The organism is Buttiauxella cochleicola, from assembly GCF_021283185.1.
GTDB lineage: Bacteria > Pseudomonadota > Gammaproteobacteria > Enterobacterales > Enterobacteriaceae > Buttiauxella > Buttiauxella massiliensis.
On sequence record NZ_JAJSOS010000006.1, the window covers coordinates 115486 to 137470 of the forward strand.

At 48.8% G+C, this 21985-nt stretch carries 24 protein-coding genes and 1 tRNA gene; 10 read left to right on the forward strand and 15 right to left on the reverse strand.

What is annotated here, in order from left to right; all coding sequences use genetic code 11:
- Position 1: 1 nt before the first annotated feature.
- The 5 genes from phoP to LVQ76_RS10920 form a co-directional block, all read right to left on the reverse strand.
- A complete protein-coding gene (gene phoP / locus LVQ76_RS10900; protein ID WP_232921616.1) occupies positions 2-673 on the reverse strand; it encodes a two-component system response regulator PhoP in 672 nt (223 codons plus the stop codon).
- Positions 674-797: 124 nt separating this feature from the next.
- Positions 798-2168: an adenylosuccinate lyase gene (gene purB / locus LVQ76_RS10905; RefSeq protein WP_154153033.1), complete on the reverse strand. Its 1371-nt coding sequence runs from the start codon at positions 2166-2168 to the stop codon at positions 798-800.
- Positions 2169-2188: 20 nt separating this feature from the next.
- On the reverse strand, positions 2189-2818 hold the full coding sequence (gene hflD, locus LVQ76_RS10910; protein ID WP_134183377.1) for a high frequency lysogenization protein HflD: 630 nt from the start codon (positions 2816-2818) through the stop codon (positions 2189-2191).
- A gap of 25 nt (positions 2819-2843) precedes the next feature.
- The gene (gene mnmA, locus LVQ76_RS10915; RefSeq protein WP_064518017.1) at positions 2844-3950 is read right to left on the reverse strand and encodes a tRNA 2-thiouridine(34) synthase MnmA; all 1107 of its coding nucleotides are present in this window, start codon (positions 3948-3950) and stop codon (positions 2844-2846) included.
- 68 nt (positions 3951-4018) lie between these two features.
- A complete protein-coding gene (locus LVQ76_RS10920) occupies positions 4019-4468 on the reverse strand; it encodes an NUDIX hydrolase (protein ID WP_232865510.1) in 450 nt (149 codons plus the stop codon).
- A gap of 116 nt (positions 4469-4584) precedes the next feature.
- Here LVQ76_RS10920 and LVQ76_RS10925 point away from each other — a divergent pair, with 116 nt between their 5' ends.
- Entirely contained in the window at positions 4585-5082 is a 498-nt protein-coding gene (locus LVQ76_RS10925) for a methylglyoxal synthase (RefSeq protein ID WP_151995488.1), read from the forward strand.
- Here the strand turns inward: LVQ76_RS10925 and rluE are convergent.
- Entirely contained in the window at positions 5077-5709 is a 633-nt protein-coding gene (gene rluE / locus LVQ76_RS10930) for a 23S rRNA pseudouridine(2457) synthase RluE (RefSeq protein ID WP_232921617.1), read from the reverse strand. The genes LVQ76_RS10925 and rluE overlap by 6 nt on opposite strands.
- A 134-nt stretch (positions 5710-5843) precedes the next feature.
- Here rluE and icd point away from each other — a divergent pair, with 134 nt between their 5' ends.
- Positions 5844-7094: an NADP-dependent isocitrate dehydrogenase gene (icd, locus tag LVQ76_RS10935; protein ID WP_064518026.1), complete on the forward strand. Its 1251-nt coding sequence runs from the start codon at positions 5844-5846 to the stop codon at positions 7092-7094.
- 60 nt (positions 7095-7154) lie between these two features.
- On the opposite strand, the gene LVQ76_RS10940 is transcribed toward icd, so the two are convergent.
- Positions 7155-7523 (reverse strand): hypothetical protein, encoded by a 369-nt coding sequence (locus LVQ76_RS10940; RefSeq protein WP_232921618.1) that lies wholly within the window; start codon positions 7521-7523, stop codon positions 7155-7157.
- Between the two features lie 256 nt (positions 7524-7779).
- On the opposite strand from LVQ76_RS10940, the gene LVQ76_RS10945 reads away from it, so the two are divergent.
- Positions 7780-7855: transfer RNA gene (locus LVQ76_RS10945), tRNA-Thr, on the forward strand.
- Between the two features lie 269 nt (positions 7856-8124).
- Here the strand turns inward: LVQ76_RS10945 and LVQ76_RS10950 are convergent.
- Both LVQ76_RS10950 and LVQ76_RS10955 read right to left on the reverse strand, forming a co-directional pair.
- Positions 8125-8367 carry a DinI-like family protein gene (locus LVQ76_RS10950; RefSeq protein ID WP_232865507.1) on the reverse strand — a complete coding sequence of 81 codons (243 nt, stop codon included), beginning with the start codon at positions 8365-8367 and terminating at the stop codon, positions 8125-8127.
- Positions 8368-8471: 104 nt separating this feature from the next.
- On the reverse strand, positions 8472-9914 hold the full coding sequence (locus LVQ76_RS10955; RefSeq protein ID WP_232903847.1) for an MltF family protein: 1443 nt from the start codon (positions 9912-9914) through the stop codon (positions 8472-8474).
- Between the two features lie 369 nt (positions 9915-10283).
- On the opposite strand from LVQ76_RS10955, the gene cspE reads away from it, so the two are divergent.
- The 3 genes from cspE to LVQ76_RS10970 all read left to right on the forward strand — a co-directional run bounded on the left by cspE (position 10284) and on the right by LVQ76_RS10970 (position 11421).
- A complete protein-coding gene (gene cspE / locus LVQ76_RS10960) occupies positions 10284-10493 on the forward strand; it encodes a transcription antiterminator/RNA stability regulator CspE (protein WP_034456078.1) in 210 nt (69 codons plus the stop codon).
- A gap of 279 nt (positions 10494-10772) precedes the next feature.
- Positions 10773-10934, forward strand: coding sequence for a YqaE/Pmp3 family membrane protein (locus LVQ76_RS10965; protein ID WP_064518094.1), 162 nt, complete (start codon positions 10773-10775; stop codon positions 10932-10934).
- 181 nt (positions 10935-11115) lie between these two features.
- Positions 11116-11421: a hypothetical protein gene (locus tag LVQ76_RS10970; RefSeq protein ID WP_232865505.1), complete on the forward strand. Its 306-nt coding sequence runs from the start codon at positions 11116-11118 to the stop codon at positions 11419-11421.
- Positions 11422-11478: 57 nt separating this feature from the next.
- On the opposite strand, the gene LVQ76_RS10975 is transcribed toward LVQ76_RS10970, so the two are convergent.
- Positions 11479-11982: a 2-thiouracil desulfurase family protein gene (locus LVQ76_RS10975; RefSeq protein ID WP_232865504.1), complete on the reverse strand. Its 504-nt coding sequence runs from the start codon at positions 11980-11982 to the stop codon at positions 11479-11481.
- Positions 11983-12136: 154 nt separating this feature from the next.
- On the opposite strand from LVQ76_RS10975, the gene LVQ76_RS10980 reads away from it, so the two are divergent.
- On the forward strand, positions 12137-12844 hold the full coding sequence (locus tag LVQ76_RS10980) for a CTP synthase C-terminal region-related (seleno)protein (RefSeq protein ID WP_232921619.1): 708 nt from the start codon (positions 12137-12139) through the stop codon (positions 12842-12844).
- Here the strand turns inward: LVQ76_RS10980 and LVQ76_RS10985 are convergent, their stop codons facing one another.
- Entirely contained in the window at positions 12845-14050 is a 1206-nt protein-coding gene (locus LVQ76_RS10985) for a CynX/NimT family MFS transporter (RefSeq protein WP_232921620.1), read from the reverse strand.
- 97 nt (positions 14051-14147) lie between these two features.
- Between LVQ76_RS10985 and LVQ76_RS10990 the strand changes: the two genes are divergently transcribed.
- Positions 14148-14936 carry an AraC family transcriptional regulator gene (locus LVQ76_RS10990; RefSeq protein ID WP_232865501.1) on the forward strand — a complete coding sequence of 263 codons (789 nt, stop codon included), beginning with the start codon at positions 14148-14150 and terminating at the stop codon, positions 14934-14936.
- Positions 14937-14941: 5 nt separating this feature from the next.
- On the opposite strand, the gene LVQ76_RS10995 is transcribed toward LVQ76_RS10990, so the two are convergent.
- From LVQ76_RS10995 to yeaG, 3 genes are all read right to left on the reverse strand, one after another.
- Entirely contained in the window at positions 14942-15388 is a 447-nt protein-coding gene (locus LVQ76_RS10995; protein WP_232921723.1) for a DUF441 domain-containing protein, read from the reverse strand.
- Between the two features lie 249 nt (positions 15389-15637).
- Positions 15638-16921 carry a YeaH/YhbH family protein gene (locus LVQ76_RS11000; RefSeq protein ID WP_064518108.1) on the reverse strand — a complete coding sequence of 428 codons (1284 nt, stop codon included), beginning with the start codon at positions 16919-16921 and terminating at the stop codon, positions 15638-15640.
- 69 nt (positions 16922-16990) lie between these two features.
- Positions 16991-18925 (reverse strand): protein kinase YeaG, encoded by a 1935-nt coding sequence (yeaG, locus tag LVQ76_RS11005; RefSeq protein ID WP_232865500.1) that lies wholly within the window; start codon positions 18923-18925, stop codon positions 16991-16993.
- 426 nt (positions 18926-19351) lie between these two features.
- Between yeaG and LVQ76_RS11010 the strand changes: the two genes are divergently transcribed.
- Entirely contained in the window at positions 19352-20101 is a 750-nt protein-coding gene (locus LVQ76_RS11010; RefSeq protein WP_232921621.1) for a MipA/OmpV family protein, read from the forward strand.
- A 79-nt stretch (positions 20102-20180) separates the two neighbouring features.
- Positions 20181-21032, forward strand: coding sequence for an aldo/keto reductase (locus tag LVQ76_RS11015; RefSeq protein WP_232903843.1), 852 nt, complete (start codon positions 20181-20183; stop codon positions 21030-21032).
- Here the strand turns inward: LVQ76_RS11015 and LVQ76_RS11020 are convergent.
- The gene (locus LVQ76_RS11020; RefSeq protein ID WP_232865497.1) at positions 21029-21916 is read right to left on the reverse strand and encodes a D-hexose-6-phosphate mutarotase; all 888 of its coding nucleotides are present in this window, start codon (positions 21914-21916) and stop codon (positions 21029-21031) included. The two genes, LVQ76_RS11015 and LVQ76_RS11020, sit on opposite strands and share 4 nt — an antisense overlap.
- Positions 21917-21985 lie beyond the last annotated feature (69 nt).

Below are 21985 nucleotides of genomic sequence, written 5' to 3' on the forward strand. Positions count from 1 at the left end.
GTTAACGCAGATCGAAGCGGTAACCTTGACCGCGCACCGTGGTGATGGCTTCGTGCGGGTATTCAGCCAGGATCTTCTTGCGCAGACGTCCCATCAATACATCAATGGTGTGGCTTTCACGCAGTTCGGCATCGGGGTAAAGCTGGAGCATGAGTGAATCTTTGCTAACCACTTTGCCATTGTTACGAATTAGCGTTTCCATAATGGTGTATTCAAAGGCAGTGAGCTTGATAAGGTTGTCGTTGATAAGCAGCTCGCGGCGTGACAAATCGACCTGGAAAGGGGGCAGGGAAATAACCTGTGATGCCAGGCCGCTGTTGCGGCGCATTAAAACCTGCATGCGGGCGACCACTTCCTCGAGATGAAACGGCTTGGTTACGTAATCATCAGCACCCGCACCCAGCACTTCGACCTTGTCTTGCCAGCCTTCACGCGCGGTCAGAACCAAGATAGGAATCGTCACGTCATGGCTGCGCCAGCGGCGAATCAGGCTTAAGCCATCTTCATCGGGCAGGCCTAAATCGACTATGGCAATATCGGGGGTATGTTCATTCAGGAAATAGTCAGCTTCTTTGGCATCTTCAGCTGCATCGACCTGATGCCCGGACTCACGAAGCTGAACCTTGAGATGGTGACGTAACAGAGTATTATCTTCTACAACCAGAACTCGCATTCTTTATCCCCCAGAATATAAACGGCATTGATAGTTTAACGCTAATTATCAACGAGGGGGCATAAACCATGTATAAACAGGCGGGGATGAAAAAAACGCCACCGCGGAGGGTGGCGTAGGAAGGTTATTTCAGCTCGTCAACCATGGTGATGGCGCGGCCAATATAGTTAGCCGGGGTCATCGCTTTCAGGCGAGTTTTTTCCTCTTCTGGCAGCTCAAGGCTGTCGATAAACTGTTTCATGCCTTCAGCATCAACGCGTTTGCCGCGAGTCAGTTCTTTGAGCTTCTCGTAAGGCTTTTCAATGCCGTAACGGCGCATCACGGTCTGAATTGGCTCAGCCAACACTTCCCAGTTGAGATCAAGTTCTGCCAGCAGACGGTCACGGTTCACTTCCAGCTTGCTCACACCTTTCAGGGTTGACTGGTATGCAATCAGCGCATAGCCAATACCAACTCCCAGGTTACGCAGCACGGTGGAGTCAGTCAGGTCGCGCTGCCAGCGTGAAACAGGCAGTTTGCTCGCCAGATGTTGCAGCATCGCGTTAGACAGGCCCAGGTTGCCTTCGGAGTTTTCGAAGTCAATTGGGTTAACTTTGTGCGGCATAGTAGAGGAGCCGATTTCGCCAGCAATCGTTTTCTGCTTGAAGTGGTTCAGCGCGATGTAACCCCAGACGTCACGATCGAAGTCGATCAGAATGGTGTTAAAGCGTGCGATGCAGTCAAACAGCTCAGCGATGTAATCGTGCGGCTCGATTTGTGTGGTGTACGGGTTCCACTGAATGCCCAGTGAAGTCACGAACTCTTCGCTGAACTGGTGCCAGTCAACTTCCGGGTAAGCAACCATGTGGGCATTATAGTTACCCACAGCGCCGTTGATTTTGCCCAGAATGTCCACTTTCTCTAACTGACGGAACTGGCGTTCCATACGGTATGCCACGTTCGCCATCTCTTTACCCATTGTTGATGGGGTGGCTGGCTGGCCGTGGGTACGGGAAAGCAGTGGAATATCGCGATACTGAACCGACAGATCTTTCACCGCGTCGATCACTTTGCGCCAGTACGGCAGTACCACGTCCTGGCGTGCAGTTTGCAGCATCAACGCGTGGGACAGGTTGTTGATATCTTCAGAAGTACAGGCGAAGTGAATAAATTCAGATACCGCATGCAGGGCAGGAACGGCCTCTACTTTTTCTTTCAGGAAATACTCAACCGCTTTTACGTCGTGATTGGTGGTGCGTTCAATAGTTTTGATGCGTGCTGCATCTTCTTCACTAAACTCAGCAACAATTTTATCAAGGTAACCGATTGCGTCTGCGTCAAAAGCAGGAACTTCCTTGATCGCTGCGTGCGTGGCCAGTTTTTGCAGCCAACGTACTTCGACTTGTACGCGGAATTTCAGCAAACCAAATTCGCTGAAAATAGCGCGCAGAGCGCTGACTTTGTCGCCGTAACGTCCATCAACGGGGGAAACGGCGGTCAGTGAGGATAATTCCATAAGTTACAACTCCAGAGAGGTTAACATTGAGCAAGAATTTGTTTGGCCTGAGCACACAGGCGACTACGAGAAAACATTAACTGCAAGCGGCCACCGCCAACTTGATGCCACAACACGGCGGCACGGATACCGGCCAATAATGAGGCGCGAACTTTGCTCTGCACCTGCGGGCTTTGCAGCACTGCAGGGGAGCCGGTGACCTGAATACGTGGGCCAAGTGGGCTAATAACATCAACATAAATCCCGGCCATGGCGCTCAGAAGCGTATCGGACTCAAGGTCAAAATGATCAAGCTGACGCTGCAACCCGGCAATGCTTGAGCCGAGTTTGTCCATGGCGCCTTTGCTGCCGTGAAGCTTACGTTCCAGCACCATGAGACTTAATGTGTAGCGCGTCAGTTCAGCGTTCAGACCCTGGCGATTACTGGCGTTCAACACGCCGAGCAAGGTTTCCAGACCGAGTTTAAGATTGGCTTCGTTGCCACCAAAAACATCCAGCGTGGAGCCTGGGTTTTGATCGATAACGCTGTTCAACGAGACATGCAGCGCATCGTTATCGCAATGCCCCTGGTGTGCCAATTGCTGAACCAGACGGGCAGACTGGCAGATCCCTGCCAGTGCGATGGTGATGTCATAGTAATTCTTGGCCACGGAGCTTCTTCCTTGCTGACAATTTTTAAACAGTGAGCGGCAGACGCTGCTCAATAACACCACCACCGAGGCATACTTCACCGAGATAGAACACGGCAGACTGGCCTGGTGTGACGGCAGCAACAGGTACATCAAAACGCACTTCAATACGGTCTGCATCCAGCGGTGTAATCACGCATGGAAGGTCAGTCTGACGATAGCGGGTTTTGACCGTGCACTTCAGTGGTTCGGTCAACGTTTCACGGTCAACCCAATGCAGTTGCTGTGCAATTAAGCCAACGGACATCAGGCGCGGATGCTCACTACCCTGAGCCACAACCAGAATATTGTTCTCAACGTCTTTATCGACGGTGTACCACGGCTCTTCGCTACCGTCTTTGGTGCCACCAATGCCCAGACCTTTACGCTGGCCCAAAGTGTGGTACATCAAACCCTGGTGCTGACCAATGGTTTCACCATCAACGGTGACGATTTTACCCGGCTGCGCAGGAAGGTAACGGCCAAGGAATTCACGGAATTTGCGCTCGCCGATAAAACAGATACCGGTGGAGTCTTTTTTCTTCGCGGTGATCAAATCTAACTCTTCAGCAATACGGCGAACTTCTGGTTTTTCCAGCTCACCGACCGGGAACAGGCTTTGTGCGATTTGCTCGTGCCCCAGTGTATAAAGGAAGTAGCTCTGATCTTTGTTGCTGTCTAAGCCGCGCAACAGGCGACTTTTACCGTCCACATCTTCGCGACGCACGTAGTGACCGGTGGCGATGTAATCGGCACCTAAATCTTCGGCGGCAAATTCGAGGAAAGCTTTAAATTTGATCTCTTTGTTGCACAGAATATCCGGGTTTGGTGTGCGCCCGGCTTTGTACTCTTCCAGGAAGTGTTCAAACACGTTATCCCAGTATTCTGCGGCAAAGTTTACGGTGTGCAGTTCAATGCCGAGTTTGTCACAAACGGCTTGTGCATCCGCTAAATCAGCAGCTGCAGTGCAGTACTCCTCGCCATCATCCTCTTCCCAGTTCTTCATGAACAGGCCTTCCACCTTGTAACCTTGTTGTTGCAACAGGTACGCGGAAACGGAGGAATCGACACCGCCGGACATCCCGACGATCACTTTTTTTGGGCTTTCAGACATTGGAGTAACTCACGACATTGAACTTATAAGGCGGCGTATTCTATCACGCATCCCCAAAGCTATCACCCCTAACTAAACGGCCAGTTAAATGCACCCAGAATGCTGAGCGGATAACGTTCAGCACGTTGGTAGCAGCGGATACTTTCGGCAACCAGCGGTGAGCGCAAATTATCAGCGTTAACAATTTGTTGCGCATCGAGCCATAAACAACGATCGATGTCGCTATCGTGTGGCGTTGTCGGGAGTTGTTCGTCGAGATCGATGGAAAACAGAAATCGCAGGAAAGGGGTTTTATCCGGGGCTATCCACTGGTGCATGCGGATAAACGTCTGCGGTTGCGCACAAATACCGGTTTCTTCATATAATTCGCGCTTAGCCGCTTCTATTAACGTTTCGTCAGCTTCCAGGTGCCCGGCAGGCTGATTCCACGTGGCTTTGCCATTGATTGTTTCTTCAACAACCAAAAATTTCCCTTGTGCCTGAACCACGCAGGCGACGGTAACGTGCGGTTTAAACATCGTTATTCTTCCTGTCTCAAATTCGTTAGTGCGATCATTAGAAAGCGATCTGGATCACATATTTTTTCTGTGACCTATACTCTGTTGGATTTCAAAAATCCCACGAGGGTACCATCATGCAGCTTACCACGCGTATTATGCCGCAACAGAAACGTATCGCTTTAGTAGCTCACGATCCTTGTAAACCCGACTTGCTGAACTGGGCGGTTGATAACCAGACGGCTCTTAGCCAACATATCATTTACGCAACTGGCACCACCGGAAACTTATTGCAGGCACACACTCGGTTATCCGTTCTGGCGCTGATGAGTGGTTCGATAGGGGGCGATCAACAGCTTGGATATTTGATTGCATCAGGCCAGATAGATGTGCTGATTTTCTTCTGGGACCCGCTCAGCGCGGTGCCACATCATTCTGATGTCAAAGCTTTGATGCGGCTGGCAACGGCCTGGAATATCCCGATTGCCAGCAACGCGTGTAGCGCCAATTTCCTTATTCACTCGTCGCTCTTTGAGCAGGCGTTGGAAATCACCGTGCCTGATGGCGATGCTTTCCTCAGTAGCCGTGTTTCGCATGTCACTCAACACGGCGTGAATACTCAGCACCTTTTATAGCGTGTCCATTGGGATTTCGCGCCATTCACCCGGCGCTAAATCTGCCAGTTCCAGCGTCCCCATTGCATAACGCACCAGGCGCAGAGTCGGGTAACCGACATGCGCCGTCATCCGCCGAACCTGGCGATTACGGCCTTCATACAACGTTATCTTTAACCAACTGGTTGGAATGGCCTTACGCTCACGAATTGGAGGATTACGTGCCCATATCCATGTTGGCTCATCAACTAACTCAGCGCCTGCTGGCAGAGTCGGACCATCGTTGAGCGTCACGCCATTTCGCAACGATTCCAGCGCCTCTTCCGTCGGTACGCCTTCAACCTGCACGAAATAAACTTTACCGGTGCGTTTACCTGGCTCAGTCAGTTTTGCCTGCAATGCGCCGTCATTGGTTAACACCAGCAAACCTTCGCTATCTCTGTCCAGACGGCCCGCCGCGTAAATTCCTTGTAACGGTATGTAATCTTTCAGCGTGCTGCGGCCTGCTTCGTCGGTGAATTGCGGTAGCACATCATAGGGTTTATTGAAGATAACCAGCCGCTTCGGTCCGCTATGCTGTGGTTTTTTGGCAGGTCGTTGTGTGCTGAATCGTTTAACTTGCTGGTTTCTAAAAGAAGTTTTATTCATAGTGTTTTCAGACGTTAGGTATTAACGCATTATAACGGAAATCACCAGTGATTGGCGCGGGCCTGATATTCAAGTAGTATTGACACGCACATTACAAATCATTAACAAAAAGAAGCGCTCGAAGGAGAAGGTTAATGGAAAGCAAAGTAGTTGTTCCGGCGGAAGGTAAAAAGATCACCCTGCAAGATGGCAAACTGAATGTTCCTCACAACCCAATCATTCCTTTCATTGAAGGTGATGGTATCGGTGTGGACGTGACGCCAGCTATGATTAAAGTGGTTGATGCCGCTGTGCAGAAGGCCTACAAAGGCGAGCGGAAAATTTCCTGGATGGAAATCTATACCGGCGAAAAATCTACCCAACTTTATGGCCAGGACGTCTGGCTGCCAGAAGAAACTCTGGACCTGATTCGTGATTACCGTGTGGCGATTAAAGGGCCACTGACCACGCCAGTTGGCGGCGGCATTCGTTCTCTGAACGTTGCTTTGCGTCAGCAACTTGACCTGTACGTGTGCCTGCGTCCGGTGCGTTACTACCAGGGCACACCAAGCCCGGTTAAACACCCAGAGCTGACCAACATGGTTATCTTCCGTGAAAACTCAGAAGATATTTATGCGGGCATCGAGTGGAAGGCTGACAGCGCTGAAGCTGAAAAAGTCATCAAATTCCTGCGTGATGAAATGGGTGTGACGAAAATTCGTTTCCCGGAACATTGCGGTATCGGCATCAAGCCTTGCTCAGAAGAAGGCACCAAACGCCTGGTTCGTGCAGCCATCGAATACGCAATCACCAACGACCGTGATTCCGTGACCCTGGTTCACAAAGGCAACATCATGAAATTCACCGAAGGTGCTTTCAAAGACTGGGGCTACCAGCTGGCGCGTGAAGAGTTCGGCGGCGAGCTGATCGACGGCGGCCCATGGGTGAAACTGAAAAACCCTAACACCGGCAAAGAGATTATCGTTAAAGACGTGATTGCTGATGCATTCCTGCAACAGATTCTACTGCGTCCGGCTGAATACGACGTTATCGCTTGTATGAACCTGAACGGTGACTACATCTCCGACGCTCTGGCCGCTCAGGTTGGTGGTATCGGTATTGCACCAGGTGCGAACATCGGTGATGAATGTGCCCTGTTCGAAGCCACCCACGGCACCGCACCAAAATATGCAGGCCAGGATAAAGTGAACCCAGGTTCTATTATTCTGTCCGCTGAGATGATGTTGCGTCATATGGAATGGTTCGAAGCTGCTGACTTAATTGTTAAAGGTATGGAAGGCGCGATTAACGCGAAAACCGTAACTTACGATTTCGAACGCCTGATGGAAGGCGCTAAGCTGCTGAAATGTTCAGAGTTTGGCGATGCAATGATCGAACATATGTAATTAGTAAAGTTTGCTAATGCTAAAACGGGAGCCTGGTGCTCCCGTTTTTTATGGGCAAATTTATACTTCAGGTTTTTCGTAACGTGGCAATTGGGTGACTTGATAAACTTTCGTGCTTTCGATGGTGCATCTGTCCGGCGTCGGTATTCCTGAATAAAACAAAAAATACTGCTGTTTCTCCGGGAAGAAAACCAGATCATCTCCATTCTGGAAACTAGTTACGCGAAAGGGAACGTCATTTTTTGTTTTGGTTACCCTAATGCCAGACGCAACCATAAAGTGATCGTCCCATTTCATTGTCGAAAGATTGTGGCTAAACCGTGATATCACTACATTTTCGCGTTGGGGGCATGAAAGCTGGGTCGCTGTAGCAGCAAAAGCGGAAGATTGAGCAAAACCCAGAAGGGTAATTAAGAGAATGAGTTTCATAAAATATCTTATTTGTAATGCATTGTAATAATAAGGTAACACGTTTCGCTATGGAGTTTAACTTCACGGGTTACTCGCATCATGAGATATTAATCTGCAAATGGTGCTTTGGTTTTGAATAATTTAGCCCTTTTTAAATGCTTTGCTGCTTTTTTATGCCTGAAATGGTTCATTTAAAATCAATAAGTTGAATTTTTGAGCGAACGATTCACAGGGGTTTGCATAGCTGCTCGGCTTTGTATAATATGTTTTCCACGCCGACTTAGCTCAGTAGGTAGAGCAACTGACTTGTAATCAGTAGGTCACCAGTTCGATTCCGGTAGTCGGCACCATACATTAAAAAAGCCACCTTTTAGGTGGTTTTTTTTCGTCTGTATTTTAGTGAAAAAGGAAGGCTAGCTGTTGATAGCACTTCCTTCTTATTTCCTAGATCCAACCCTGCTGGCTTGCTAGCCATACAAGAATTGCTACCACTATTAATACGATGGTTGTTTTTCTCATAACTGCGAAACCCGTTTAAAACAACTGATGATGAGTGGCGAGGATGATATCAGGAGTTGAAGACGGAAAACCTAACGTTGTTTACTGAATAGGTTTGGTTTTACTCTTCGCAAACCAACCAAAAATCGGCTTCGTCGAACATCTCTTCAACCAGACGGTTAATCTTTTCTTTTTCATTCTTGGTGCAGTCGCTGTGAACTGCATTAGTCTGCATCGGTTTTACCCTGACATCGGCATCGGGGAAAATGACCTGAACCCTTCGAGTCAGTTCATTAAGAATTTTTTCATTTGCACCGGGAAGGCCCGCTACATTTCGTTTGTCGTAAACCAATTCAACGAACATTAAAATGCTCCTTCTAAAGCTGTATTTATATACAGTAATAAATATCGGTATTTAAGGCAAGCCTGTTCCCAAAAAACACAGTGTGTGCAGAGGTGAGGTGAGGGTTATTCTGCTTTAACTCCTGTAAGCGGAGTCTCATGTTCACGTGCTTTCATCTGTTCCATGATTAATTGATAAGCAATGTAATACTTGAAGATATTGCTCACGTATTGCACTGTTTCATTGCCAATGCGCAGTTGTGCGATGCGTTCGACATTATCAAACCAGACGTTGGGATCAAGACCTTTGGCCTCGGCTTCTTTACGTAGCCGGGCAATTTTAGCCGGCCCTGCATTATAGGAAGCAAAGGTGAACAGCAGTTTGTTCATTTCGGTCATGGGCTGGTCTGCAAAATAGCGGTCGCACATAAAGCGGATATATTTCACACCCGCGTTAATGTTTGGGTCGATTAACCGTATATCACCGACTTTTAACTCTTTCCCGGTCGTGGGGAGCACTTGCATTACGCCAATCGCACCGCTTTTACTGCGCACCTTCTGGTCAAGGCGAGACTCCTGATAGCCTTGCGCTGCCATCAATAGCCAGTCGACATTATATTGTTCGCCATATTTGCGGAAAATTTCGGTTACCTGGTAAAACTTATCTAACTCCTCTTGTGAACGGGAGTCTTTCACCCATTTTGTATTACGCAAATATTTATAAACTTGTTGATTTCCGAATGAAGTACCAATTTTATGTGCGGTGGTGAATTTATCTAATTGTTTACGAAGGAGAGGGGAGTTTTTGCGCATTGCCAACGCGATAGAACCATCATCACGAAGAGTAATGTCTTCATATACCACTAGATTGGGATAAATTTGCTTCCATAATAGTGCCAGGTACCTGTCGACAACGGTGTAATCCGCAAGGTTCGCATTCACCATCTCAAGAATATCTTCTGGTTCAAAATTACCAGGGGCTTTAGTGATGACCGCTGGAGGGAGTTTCTTCGCTACTAAGCTTTTATTCAGTGCATCAATACTGGAAATGTAACTGGTCGAAGGATTCACAAACAGAGACTTACCCGACAGGGATTCAACATTCTTTAATTCAGGCGCTTTGCTACTGGCAATAACGACCTCGCGGACGTTTTGCGCCAATGGCGCGCTGAAGTCGACGAGTTTTTCGCGCTCCTCTGTAATCGTCATATTAGCCGCAATTATATCGCCACGCCCGGCGACAAGTTGAGGGATAAGTTGATCGCGTGCGGTCGGAATAAATAGAAGATGTGTTTTCTGAGAGGGTTTTAAGCCCTTATTAATCTGTTTATCAAACTCTTGCATCAGTTCGACCATGATACCGCGTTGTGTGCCGCCGTTATCAATAAAGTAGAAAGTTTTACTGTATGGAATCAATACGCGCACGACGCGCCTTTTTTGCATCACATCAAAGTCGCCCAGAACGGTATTAACTTTGGTTTCGAATTTCAAAGGAGGGTCTTCGGTGGCTGCGTGCGTCATCGGCAAAAACGTGGTGATCAATAGTACTACCAACAGCAAGCGGATCATGGCTACACCATCTAAGCCTTCCAGCCGGGTACTGTTTAACTATAGCTTGCACACTGATGGCTTGATTAATAAATACACGATTTATGATTGGAGTGAGAGTCACAGAGAACGGTCTGCCGTCTGGATGAGAAAATTATTATTTGAAAATAATTCTTGCTTCCAATGAGCGTCTATGAGTAAATGCGTCATCGGTTTGGAAGACAGACCTTATGAAAGCAGTTTTAGTAAAGCAGTCCTCAGTTCAAGCGCTATCAAGTCATCAGATACCCTTCTTCGTGAGTCTCCTCCTAAGTGCCTAAATAAGAAACGTTCTGCAATACAGACCACGTTCGCCATATTAAATGGCTATAAAATATCGAGGAAGTATCTATGTCTAAAATGACTGGTTTAGTAAAATGGTTTAACCCAGAAAAAGGTTTCGGCTTCATCACTCCTGACAATGGTAGCAAAGATGTGTTCGTTCACTTCTCTGCCATTCAGAGCAATGATTTCAAAACTCTGGACGAAGGCCAGAAAGTTGAGTTCTCTGTTGAGAACGGCGCTAAAGGTCCATCAGCAACTAACGTTGTTGCTCTGTAAGACTGCTAACGCATACTAAGACTGACGCATGCGAAGACGGTGAATAACCCGAGCCGTTAAGTCGAAGTGAATAAACCCGCCTGGTGCGGGTTTTTTGTTGTCTGAATTTCCTGAATCCCACCTTTTTTCCTTATTATCAATGCCATATATCTTCTGTGGTTACTCAATTATTTACATTAAATAACGCTGCACCCTCAGTAGGTTTACACCAGGTAGACTATGCTTCCAGTGAAATATACTTATTTCAGCTTCGCATGCATTAATAACTGGAGTTTTTTTATGGGCTTTTGGCGTATTGTTTTTACGATTATTTTACCACCGCTTGGTGTCTTGCTGGGTAAAGGGTTCGGTTGGGCATTTCTTTTGAATATTGTACTAACGCTACTGGGTTACATCCCTGGCCTGATTCATGCGTTCTGGGTGCAAAGCCGCGATAAATAAAATAAAACACGCAGGCTAGTTTTTTACGTACGTTACGCAAACTATATAAAGTGGCGTAACGTACGAGCGGCAACCCTACTTGCCGTGTTCCTCGCATTACCACTCATCACCACCCTGTTTACATTTTCGCCTAAGAATGTTCTGATATAGCCAATTATTTAATGAGCTACAGAGTTACTTTATGTTTCAGTTAAAACCGGGAATGCTGGCAATAATCATCGGTTCCCGTACGGCCGCCGGGCGTGTGAATGTGGGCAAATCAGTCGAGCTTTTTGGGCTGTGTGAGCCGGGTGAAAGCTTTTTGAACCCAGTAACCGGTGTTGTGACACAACTCCCACATGATGCGAATTATCCGCTGTGGCTGGTCACGGGCAATGTCGTGGCATTTGATGGTCGCGAAGGTTATACCTTTGTTCGCGGCGAATATTTGATGCCACTGGATAAGACATTATTGCCTGAGGTTGATGAAGCGCAGGTGGTTTATTAAAGAGTATGAAGGCAGAGGAGGTGAGCTACTCGCAACTATTGCCTTCATTCACGACTATCAGCCGTTAGCCTTATCTAGCTCGTCGACTCTGGCAATCAGTTCGACGAGTTCAGTTTCCGCATAAACTTCGATACCGTGCTGTCGCAACAATGCGGCTGCAACGCCCATTCCAGGCTGCGTTACCCCCTGAAAAGAACCATCATAAATTTTCTGACTGCCACAGGTAGGGCTGCCATCCGTCATTAAAGCCAGCTGGCACCCGGAATCTTGTGCGGTTTTTAACGCAAGCCATGCGGCTAATAAATAGTGCTGGCTAACGTCCGTCCCATCACTTTCCAGAATGGTTGCCATGCCTTTTAGTGCTTCCTGCCCGCCGCCGCCAACCAACTCTGCCGGGAGTCGCGGCGTTGCAAGCCCCGCGGCTAATTCAGGACAATGAACGACCAGACGTTGCTCTTGCTGCCAGCGAGCTAACACCTCTGCAATCAGCGGCTTATCTTGACCGTTATAGCGAATTTTAAAGCCCATCAGGCAGGCACTGACCAGTATTTTTGTTTTCATTACATCACGCGGAAGTGAGAGACAGAGCACGTTACTACAGTATGTTGTGCTTACGCCACCCTGCTAATTTTGGGCGTTGCAGGGAAAAAGGTAATGGCATACTCTATCATTCCTTATGTAGTAGATGCTGTTAAACATAAGGATAATCAATTAAATGCCTCCATTACCTTTGAAACAAACCCTTCGCGTTGCGCTGGTTGGTGACTATAACCCGTCGGTCATTGCACATCAGGCTATTCCTCTTGCTTTAGATAATGCTGCTGAATATGTTGGCGTCACTGTTGACTACGATTGGTTGCCAACTCCAGAAGTCACAAGTCCGGAAGACCTGATAGGGTATGACGCTATCTGGTGTGTTCCAGCCAGTCCTTATCAGAATGAGGAGGGTGCTTTTTTGGCAATTCGTTTTGCCCGAGAGAACCAGATTCCATTCCTGGGAACCTGCGGTGGGTTCCAGCACGCAATTATCGAGTACGCACGGAACGTAATGGGCTGGGAAGATGCTGGTCATGCGGAAACTGAAAGCCAGGGTCGACTGGTTATTGCGCCACTCATCTGCTCGCTGGTGGAGAAATCCGACGTTATAGAACTCGAAGCCAACTCAATAATTGCTAAAGCGTATGGCAGGGGGAGAATTGAGGAAGGCTACCATTGTAATTATGGGATAGCCGAAAATTTTGCCGAACAGCTGAATCAGTCTCAACTACATGCTACTGGGTGGGATGGACAAGGTGATATTCGTGTCGTTGAGTTAAGCGGGCATCCCTTTTTCGTCGCAACGCTTTTCCAGCATGAGCGTAACGCCCTGAAGGACAAACCTGCGCCGCTGGTTGAGGCGTTGCTCATAGCGGCGCAGCGTTAGTCAGGAAGAGTGATGAGAACGAGCTGGGCTGATCTCCGCATCACGCCCGGCGAGGCTACCGAATATCGCCATCACGCATGCCAGCACCGCGCAGCCAAGTAACGGCAGGCTCCACTGGCCAGTAATATCGTGGACTTTCCCCATGACTGGCGGGCCGAACGCCGCCAGTAAATAACCGACGCATTGTGCCATGCCAGACAGCGCTGCCGCCTGGTGCGCACTGTTAGCACGCAACCCGATAAACGTCAGGCCGAGGATCATCGTCGCACCCGTGCCAAAACCAAATAACACCACCCAGAGGCTGGCAAGAGCTGGCATAAACAGTAAGCCGATGGCGCTGGCCGCACACAGCAAAGCCATCAGGATCGCGATCCCTCGTTGATCTTTCAGGCGGCTTAGCATCAAACCAATCAGCAGACCCGGTGCGGCGGTCGCCAGTTGCATCAGCCCGTGGAGTGAACCGGCTTGCGCTTCGCTATAACCGTGGCTGATAAGTATCGAAGGCAACCAGCCAATCACGACATAATAAATTAGCGAGTTAATACCCAGGAAAAGCGTGACCTGCCACGCCAGCGCGGATGTCCAGATCCCACGGCTATGGAGAGCGTTACTTGAACTCAACGCAGCTTTGGTGTGGTTCGATAGCTGTGGCAGCCAGATAAGCAAAGCGACTATTGGGAAAATCATTAACGCCATTAGTGCACCGGGCCAGCCGTAACCATGCTGTGCGATCGGGACCACCATCATTGAGCCAATCGCCGCCGCAACGCCCATGGTCAGAGAATACGCGCCAGTCAGGCGTGCGACCTGGCCTGGAAAATCACGCTTAATCAGGCCGGGTAATAGCACATTACCCATCGCAATCCCGCAGCCAATAACAGCGGTACCGATATATAACAGTGCAGTATTTCCTGCAGAACGAAGTGCTATCCCCCCGCAGATAATCACCATGGCAGCAAACAGGCTGCGTTCAATACCGAAGCGGCGGGCAATACCTGCAGCTAGTGGAGAAACTATCGCAAACGCTAATAGCGGGAGAGTGGTAAGAATGCCCGTTTGTGCCGTAGTCAGCCCAAAAGTATCGCGAATCATATCCAGCAATGGTGCTGCACCGGTAAACGTAACGCGAAGGGTTGTGGCAATCATTAAAATGCCGAGCAGCAACAAGCCGTGTTTTTTCACGCTTGTGGAAGAAATTGACGTCATAGAAATATCCCTTAATACGAAGCGCTCAAGATACACGCTTTAGGAATGGATGGAATCAACGTAAAATGCCAGTTTATCCCTAAATTCGGACAAGGTTATGGAGCGCGGTTTAGCCCTCGAAGGTTTCGACCCTGATAGCAATTGCCATCCTGCGCAGGCATTTCGTATCCTGGTGTCAGAAAGTGAGAACGAAATTGCCTTCCATCAGCATAGAAAAGGGCAATTGATTCTGGCTTTGCACGGTGGGATTACCTGCGAAGTTGAACAGGCGCTGTGGATGGTGCCAACTCAGCATGCGGTCTGGATCCCCGGAGAAATGCCTCACAGTAACCGGGCTACGGCTAATGCACGCCTGTGTTTTCTGTTTATTGAACCGGGGGCGGTAGAGATGCCCGCTCAATGCTGCACACTGAGAATTTCACCGTTGGTCCGCGAGCTTATCCTGCATCTGACTGAACAACATGAAGGTGATTTATCGCAGCCCACAACTCAAAGACTGGTGCAGGTGTTGTTTGATGAATTGCCGCGCCAGGCGGTAGAGCCACTGCATTTACCGATGTCAGGGCATCCGAAGATTCGCTTTATCGCTGACCAACTGGCGCAGCATCCGCAGCAGCGTCAGACTCTGCAACAATGGGCTTCACAACTGGCGATGAGTGAGCGCAATCTGGCCCGCCTGGTGGTGAAAGAGACAGGGCTTAGTTTTCGGCGCTGGCGGCAACAGCTGCAATTAATCATCGCGCTGAGGTTATTAATTAGTGGTTCGTCTGTGCAACAGGTGGCGAGCGAACTCGGGTATGACTCGACCAACGCCTTCATCACCATGTTTAAGAAAGCGCTTGGCAACACGCCAGGGCGTTACCTTGCATCACTGGAACCACAGTAGCGCTGTTACTGTTTCCCGATGATTAGTGAAACCAGTCCGGCTGCGATAAGCGGCCCTACAGGTACACCGCGGAATAGAGCTACGCCAAGAACAGTGCCTACTAATAGGCCCGCCACTAAACTCGGCTGGCTACTCATGAGCGTAACGCCACGTCCGCCAAGCCATGAAACAAATACACCCACAGCGATAGCAACCAGCGATTTCCAGTTGGTGAAAGAGTGCAAAAGGGTACTGGCGGGCAGAGTGCCACTGGCAATCGGGGCCATCACACCGATAGTCAGAATAATTATCCCCACAGTCAGACCCTGCTTTTCAATCCACGGGAAAAAATGACTTAAAGGCGTGACGCGGACAATAATCAGTACCAGAATTGATACAGCAACGGTGGTGTTATGGCTGACAAACCCAAGCCCGGCGAGAGCCAGCAGGATTAATAACGTGGGATCGAAAATCATTTTTGTTCCTTGCGAAATATAATAAGAGAAAACTATTTTTATTGTTATTAACCACTTTACGCGCAGGAGGGTTATGGCGTCAGCCTTTTTAAGTTATTCCCTGTGCTTTTGTGCAAATGCATGATGTTTATTGATATTGCAGATTTTTCGCAGGTTATATCTTTGCTGAGGAATATAAAAAATCAAATGACTTTATTTGAGGGATATAAAGAAAATCAGCCAGTATCAGGCTGGCTGATTTTGGGGTTAGTTGTAACTTTTACTCGCCTGTTTTTGGAAAAGCTCACGGAACACAGGGTAGATATCATCCTGGTCGCGAATATGCTGCATCGCGAAGTTATCAAACGTAGATTGTAAATCCTCATATTCGCGCCACAAGGTTTGGTGGGCGCGGCGCGTAATTTCGATGTAACTGTAATAACGCACCATTGGCAGTAATTTCTTCGCCAGTAATTCATGACACAACGGCGAATCATCAGCCCAGTTATCACCATCAGAAGCTTGTGCGGCGTAAATATTCCACAGTGCCGGGTCGTAGCGCTCCTTCATGACTTCATCCATCAGTTTCAGGGCGCTTGAGACAATCGTACCCCCCGTTTCCTGCGAGTAAAAGAACTCGTGCTCATCGACCTCTTTGGCCTGGGTGTGGTGGCGAATATAAACCACTTCCACGTTTTTATAGGTTCGACTCAGGAACAGATAGAGCAAAATATAAAAGCGTTTTGCCATATCTTTGGTGGCCTGATCCATCGAACCGGAAACGTCCATCAAACAGAACATTACCGCCTGGCTTGAAGGCTCAGGGCGTTTTTCGTAGTTTTTGTAGCGTAAATCGAAGGTATCGATAAACGGCACACGGGCTATTTTCTCGCGCAGTTCGGCAATCTCTTTGCGCAAGCGTTCTTCTTCAAGCAACTGGGCGGGTTCGCTGTTGCTCACCGTTTCAAGACTGTCTTCAAGTTCGTGTAACTGACGCCGTTTACCGGCAGTCATTGCAGTGCGGCGTGCCAGTGAGTTTTGCAATGAACGAACAACGCTGATATTCGCCGGTACGCCATTCGATGTATAACCCGCACGGTGTGATTTAAACTCGGTTATCTGGCGATGCTGATTCTTCTTCAGATTCGGCAATGCCAGGTCTTCAAACAATAAGTCGAGATATTCATCTTTAGAGATTTGAAAGACGAACTCATCCTGGCCTTCACCATCCTGACTTGCCTGGCCCTGGCCACCCCCTGAACCGCCACCACCACCTTGCGGGCGCTCGATACGGTCGTTCTGTACAAAGTGATCGTTACCTGGGTGAACACGATGGCGCAGTCCACCACGCCCCTGATGAAACATCGGTTCGCTAATATCTTCACTTGGGATAGAGACGGATTCGCCGCTGTCCACGTCGGTTACCGAACGCTTGTTGATGGCCTCGGAAATCGACTGTTTAATCTGTGCTTTATAACGGCGTAAAAAACGCTGGCGATTTACCGCGCTTTTATTTTTTCCGTTCAGTCGCCTGTCAATAAAATAGGCCATATTTCCCCCAAACTTCTTTGCCAACTGCGCAGGGGTGCCACGGTTGTGGCACCCATTTTGACTTAGACGTTATGAAGATTTGCGCACCCGCAGATACCATTCGCACAGCAGACGGACTTGTTTGCGGGTATAGCCTTTCTCCATCATACGATCGACAAAGTCATCGTGTTTCTTCTGCTCGTCGGTCGAGGTTTTGGCATTGAACGAGATAACGGGCAGCAGCTCTTCGGTGTTCGAGAACATTTTCTTCTCGATAACCGTGCGCAGTTTCTCGTAGCTGGTCCAGTTAGGGTTACGACCATTATTGTTGGCGCGAGCACGCAGCACGAAGTTAACGATCTCATTACGGAAATCTTTCGGGTTGCTGATGCCAGCCGGTTTTTCAATTTTTTCCAGTTCCGCGTTCAGGGATTCACGGTCAAACAACTGGCCGGTATCCGGGTCGCGGTACTCCTGATCCTGAATCCAGAAGTCAGCGTAGGTTACATAACGGTCGAAAATGTTTTGCCCGTACTCTGAGTAAGATTCGAGGTACGCCGTCTGAATCTCTTTACCGATAAATTCAGCGTATTTAGGGATCAGATAGCCTTTCAAGTGCTCAAGATATTTCTCTGCAATATCCTGCGGGAACTGCTCGCGCTCTATCTGCTGCTCCAGGACGTAGAACAGGTGTACCGGGTTGGCAGCTACTTCCACGTGGTCAAAGTTGAACACGCGGGAGAGGATTTTGAACGCAAAACGTGTCGACAGCCCGTTCATGCCTTCGTCTACACCGGCGTAATCACGATACTCCTGGTAGGATTTCGCTTTCGGGTCGGTATCTTTCAAACTCTCGCCGTCATACACCCGCATTTTGGAGTAAATACTGGAGTTTTCTGGCTCTTTCAGGCGCGACAGAATTGAGAAGCGCGACAGTGTTTCCAGCGTGCCAGGGGCACATGGCGCGTGCATCAATTCAGAGTGAGTCAGCAGTTTCTCGTAGATTTTGATCTCTTCGGAAATCCGCAGGCAATAAGGCACTTTGACGATGTAAACACGGTCAAGGAACGCCTCATTGTTTTTGTTATTACGGAACGTCACCCACTCAGATTCGTTGGAGTGCGCCAGAATAATGCCGTTAAACGGCAGGGCGGAGATACCTTCAGTCCCGTTATAGTTCCCCTCCTGAGTTGCAGTCAGCAACGGGTGGAGCACTTTAATTGGGGCTTTGAACATCTCCACGAATTCCATGATGCCCTGGTTTGCGCGGCACAATGCACCGGAATAACCATAAGCATCAGGATCGTTTTGCGCGTGGTTTTCCAGTTTACGGATATCCACTTTACCGACCAGCGCCGAAATATCCTGGTTGTTTTCGTCACCCGGTTCGGTTTTGGCGATGGCAATTTGCGCCAGAATCGACGGCCAGACTTTTACCACGCGGAATTTGGTGATGTCGCCACCAAACTCATGCAGACGTTTTGCCGCCCACGGTGACATAATCGTGCCGAGATAGCGGTTTGGGACGCCGTACTCTTTTTCCAGAATAGAGGCATCTTCTTGCGGATTGAACAGACACAGCGGGTGGTCATTCACCGGGCTGCGTTCGCCATTGGCACTCAATGTGTAAATCGGCACACGCTGCATCAATGCTTTCAGACGTTCAGCGAGTGAGGACTTACCACCACCGACCGGCCCGAGTAAATAGAGTATCTGTTTCTTCTCTTCCAGCCCTTGGGCTGCGTGTTTGAGATAGGCAACAATCTGCTCGATGGCTTCTTCCATGCCATAGAACTCTTCAAACGCCGGATATCGGGAAATCACACGGTTCGAAAAGAGACGGGATAGCCGTGGCTCAGTGGCAGTATCCACCATCACTGGCTCACCAATGGCCATCAATAGCCTTTCTGCCGCGTTAGCATAGGCACTGCGATCTTGCTTACATACAGCAAGAAACTCCTGCAGTGTGAACTCTTCGTCCTTGGCAGCTTCATAACGCTGGCGATAGTGATCGAATATATTCATGGCATGCCGTCCTTTCGTTTTTAGCACAGGTTAGAGAGCCGAAGGTAATAGTAATGGGGGCTCCCGGAAGACGTCTCCTGAATCTTGAGCAACCCTTATGCCAACTTCGTTAGTGGCAGTTTTATTGCTGCGTTCAGCGTATTTCATCTTCCTAAAATAAAGCGTAGATGGCATTTGCAAAACTTGCATACGGCCACAAGCCAATTTCAATGACATATCAATAACTCATCCATTTATTTCTCCTTTTGTTGTTAAAGGAAGCTACGGCGTTCATATGTCGTTCATAAAAATGAAAAGAAGGTGAAACCTGTATGCGAGATGTTGATAAGTTGCTTTTAGGTTTAATTTGAGTAAAAAATTTGGGGTGAGGAGCTTCGGAGGTTACACTCTTACCGCTGATTATTTGATTAAAGGACTTAATGGATTGTGAGCAAATTCAAAATTCTGACATTAGGGGCATTGCTTGCCTCATCTTTTTCTGTTGTGCATGCCGCTGACGGCCCATGGTCTTTAGGCGCTGCAGCCCTCGTTACCCCAAATCCATATAAAGGCGATCAGGATCGTGTGTATCCAGTTCCGATGGTGGGTTACGAAGGTGATAGTTTTTACTTACGTGGTTTAAATGCGGGTTACTACCTGTGGAATGACAAGACCGATAAATTGTCTGTGACTGCGTATTATTCACCGCTCTTCTTCCGTGCGAAAGACAGTGATTCAAAAAGTATGCGTCAGTTGGACAATCGCCACGCGACGCTGATGGCTGGCCTTTCTTATGTGCATTACACCGATTATGGTTTCCTGCGTACCGTGCTTGCAGGTGATACCCTGGACAACAGTAATGGCATCGCCTGGGATACCGCATGGTTATATCGCTACAACAGCGACAGATTGACTCTGACACCAGGTATCGGTGTGCAGTGGAGTAGCGATAACCAGAACGATTACTACTATGGTGTCAGCAAGAAAGAGTCCAGCCGCAGTGGCCTGAGTTCTTACGAAGCTGAAAGCAGTTGGTCACCGTATGTTGAGCTGTCAGTGAATTACAAGCTGACAGACAGCTGGAATGTATTCGGTATGGGTCGCTATGTTCGTCTGGCAGACGAAGTTACTGACAGCCCAATGATCGATAAGCAGTGGACTGGGGTATTGCTGACTGGCGTGACCTACAGTTTCTGATGGTGCAACTCATGCACTTCAACGGGGCGCTTGCGCCCCGTTTTCATTATGGTGGTGCAATGATTTAAGGAGAGTTGTCATGGCGAATCAAATTTCTTTTTCTGCATCAAAACCTTTGCCTGGTATCGGGCAGGGTACCTGGTATATGGGTGAAAACACCTCGCAACGTGCGGATGAAGTGCGTGCGCTCCAAACGGGCCTTGATCTCGGCTTAACGCTTATTGACACCGCTGAAATGTATGCTGATGGCGAGGCGGAAAAAGTGGTGGGTGAAGCTATTAGCGGCAGACGCGATGACGTTTTCCTCGTTTCAAAAGTGTACCCATGGAATGCGTCGGGGCAGCAGGCAATTGCCGCCTGCGAGGCGAGCCTGAAACGGCTAAAAACAGATTATCTCGACCTCTATTTACTGCACTGGCGTGGTGAGATCCCCCTGCAGGATACGGTCAGTGTTATGCAGCAACTGATTGAGCAAGGCAAAATTCGCCGCTGGGGTGTTTCGAATCTCGACTATGTAGATATGCAGGAGTTATGGAGTACGTCTGGTGGGCGTGGTTGTGCTACCAACCAGGTGCTTTATCACCTTGCATCTCGTGGGATTGAACATGATTTATTGCCATGGTGCCAGCAACAACATATGCCTGTTATGGCTTATTGCCCGTTAGCTCAAGCTGGACGTTTGCGTAGTGGGTTGATGAACCATCCGGCGCTCAATGAGTTGGCAAACCGTAAGGGTGTGAGCGTCGCGCAGCTATTACTGGCGTGGGTCATTCACCATGATGGTGTGATGGCCATTCCGAAAGCGGGGAGTGTGGCGCATGTGAAAGAAAATGCGGCGGCACTCGAAATTGCCTTGAGTCAGGAAGAAATAGCACTGATGGAAAAGGCGTTCCCGGCACCGGGCCGCAAAACGCCTTTAGATATGGTTTAAGCTTTTTTCGCTACACGAATAGTTGTCGCTAAACGAGCTGGTTTATCAGCGGTCGCTTTCTGCGTTGCGCTTGCACATGCGGTTTCAACACACACAAAAGTCTTGTAACCATCATCTGGCATATCTGCCATTGAAGTAGACAGTGCCGGGCCTGGGTTCCAGCCAACCACATTGACGTGGTGGTGGTGAACAACGTCGATGGTGCGGTTCAGGCTCGCATCATGAATGACGCTGCACTCTTCTGGTTCCAGATAAACACGGTCTGTGCGATCCGGGAAGGTCTGCACGCCGTCGGTTAACTGACCTTCAGAAGCGTTAAGCACTTTATCGATATATTTTTTACCCAGACCACTCACTTTCACATCAGCAATATCGCCAACGTTGAAATAAGTATGCAGAGCGGAGTTAACTTCGAACTCGCCGTGCGCTTCCAGTTCCATCTCACAGGTTTTACCCAGTTTGTAACGAGCATACAGGGTAAAGTCATGTGGCCAGTATTTGCGAGTCGCATCGCTGCTTTGCAATTCGAAGGTCAGGGCAACGCCACTTTCATCTTCGTTATGCGCAGTCAGAGTCCATGGCAGGTTGCGGGCAAAACCATGTGCTGGCAGGTCTGCTTGTGCACCAGGGCCAAACCATGGCCAGCAGATTGGCACGCCGCCACGAATAGCGGTGCCGTGTTTGAACGGTGTATTGCCGCTAAGCCAAAGCACTTCTTCTTCACCTGCTGGTTTCCATGACAACAGGTGTGCGCCTTGCAAAGTCACAGCACCACGAGCTTGTGGATGTTCAACCACGATAACTTCCAGCTCATCAATTTGACGGCGGGAAATAGAAGGAGTGATTTGTTCAACTACTGGAAGGGCAAAAATTTTGTTAATCATTGACTCACCTATCAATCGAAGGCAAAAAAAAGGCGACCGCATGGGTCGCCTTCAGGACTAATAGCTCAT

Coding starts and splice junctions, on each gene's coding strand:
- phoP (WP_232921616.1), bottom strand. CDS start 673: ATGCGAGTTCTGGTTGTAGAAGATAATACTCTGTTACGTCACCATCTC.
- purB (WP_154153033.1), bottom strand. CDS start 2,168: ATGGAATTATCCTCACTGACCGCCGTTTCCCCCGTTGATGGACGTTAC.
- mnmA (WP_064518017.1), bottom strand. CDS start 3,950: ATGTCTGAAAGCCCAAAAAAAGTGATCGTCGGGATGTCCGGCGGTGTC.
- LVQ76_RS10920 (WP_232865510.1), bottom strand. CDS start 4,468: ATGTTTAAACCGCACGTTACCGTCGCCTGCGTGGTTCAGGCACAAGGG.
- LVQ76_RS10925 (WP_151995488.1), top strand. CDS start 4,585: ATGCAGCTTACCACGCGTATTATGCCGCAACAGAAACGTATCGCTTTA.
- rluE (WP_232921617.1), bottom strand. CDS start 5,709: ATGAATAAAACTTCTTTTAGAAACCAGCAAGTTAAACGATTCAGCACA.
- icd (WP_064518026.1), top strand. CDS start 5,844: ATGGAAAGCAAAGTAGTTGTTCCGGCGGAAGGTAAAAAGATCACCCTG.
- LVQ76_RS10940 (WP_232921618.1), bottom strand. CDS start 7,523: ATGAAACTCATTCTCTTAATTACCCTTCTGGGTTTTGCTCAATCTTCC.
- LVQ76_RS10950 (WP_232865507.1), bottom strand. CDS start 8,367: ATGTTCGTTGAATTGGTTTACGACAAACGAAATGTAGCGGGCCTTCCC.
- LVQ76_RS10955 (WP_232903847.1), bottom strand. CDS start 9,914: ATGATCCGCTTGCTGTTGGTAGTACTATTGATCACCACGTTTTTGCCG.
- cspE (WP_034456078.1), top strand. CDS start 10,284: ATGTCTAAAATGACTGGTTTAGTAAAATGGTTTAACCCAGAAAAAGGT.
- LVQ76_RS10965 (WP_064518094.1), top strand. CDS start 10,773: ATGGGCTTTTGGCGTATTGTTTTTACGATTATTTTACCACCGCTTGGT.
- LVQ76_RS10970 (WP_232865505.1), top strand. CDS start 11,116: ATGTTTCAGTTAAAACCGGGAATGCTGGCAATAATCATCGGTTCCCGT.
- LVQ76_RS10975 (WP_232865504.1), bottom strand. CDS start 11,982: ATGAAAACAAAAATACTGGTCAGTGCCTGCCTGATGGGCTTTAAAATT.
- LVQ76_RS10980 (WP_232921619.1), top strand. CDS start 12,137: ATGCCTCCATTACCTTTGAAACAAACCCTTCGCGTTGCGCTGGTTGGT.
- LVQ76_RS10985 (WP_232921620.1), bottom strand. CDS start 14,050: ATGACGTCAATTTCTTCCACAAGCGTGAAAAAACACGGCTTGTTGCTG.
- LVQ76_RS10990 (WP_232865501.1), top strand. CDS start 14,148: ATGGAGCGCGGTTTAGCCCTCGAAGGTTTCGACCCTGATAGCAATTGC.
- LVQ76_RS11000 (WP_064518108.1), bottom strand. CDS start 16,921: ATGGCCTATTTTATTGACAGGCGACTGAACGGAAAAAATAAAAGCGCG.
- yeaG (WP_232865500.1), bottom strand. CDS start 18,925: ATGAATATATTCGATCACTATCGCCAGCGTTATGAAGCTGCCAAGGAC.
- LVQ76_RS11015 (WP_232903843.1), top strand. CDS start 20,181: ATGGCGAATCAAATTTCTTTTTCTGCATCAAAACCTTTGCCTGGTATC.
- LVQ76_RS11020 (WP_232865497.1), bottom strand. CDS start 21,916: ATGATTAACAAAATTTTTGCCCTTCCAGTAGTTGAACAAATCACTCCT.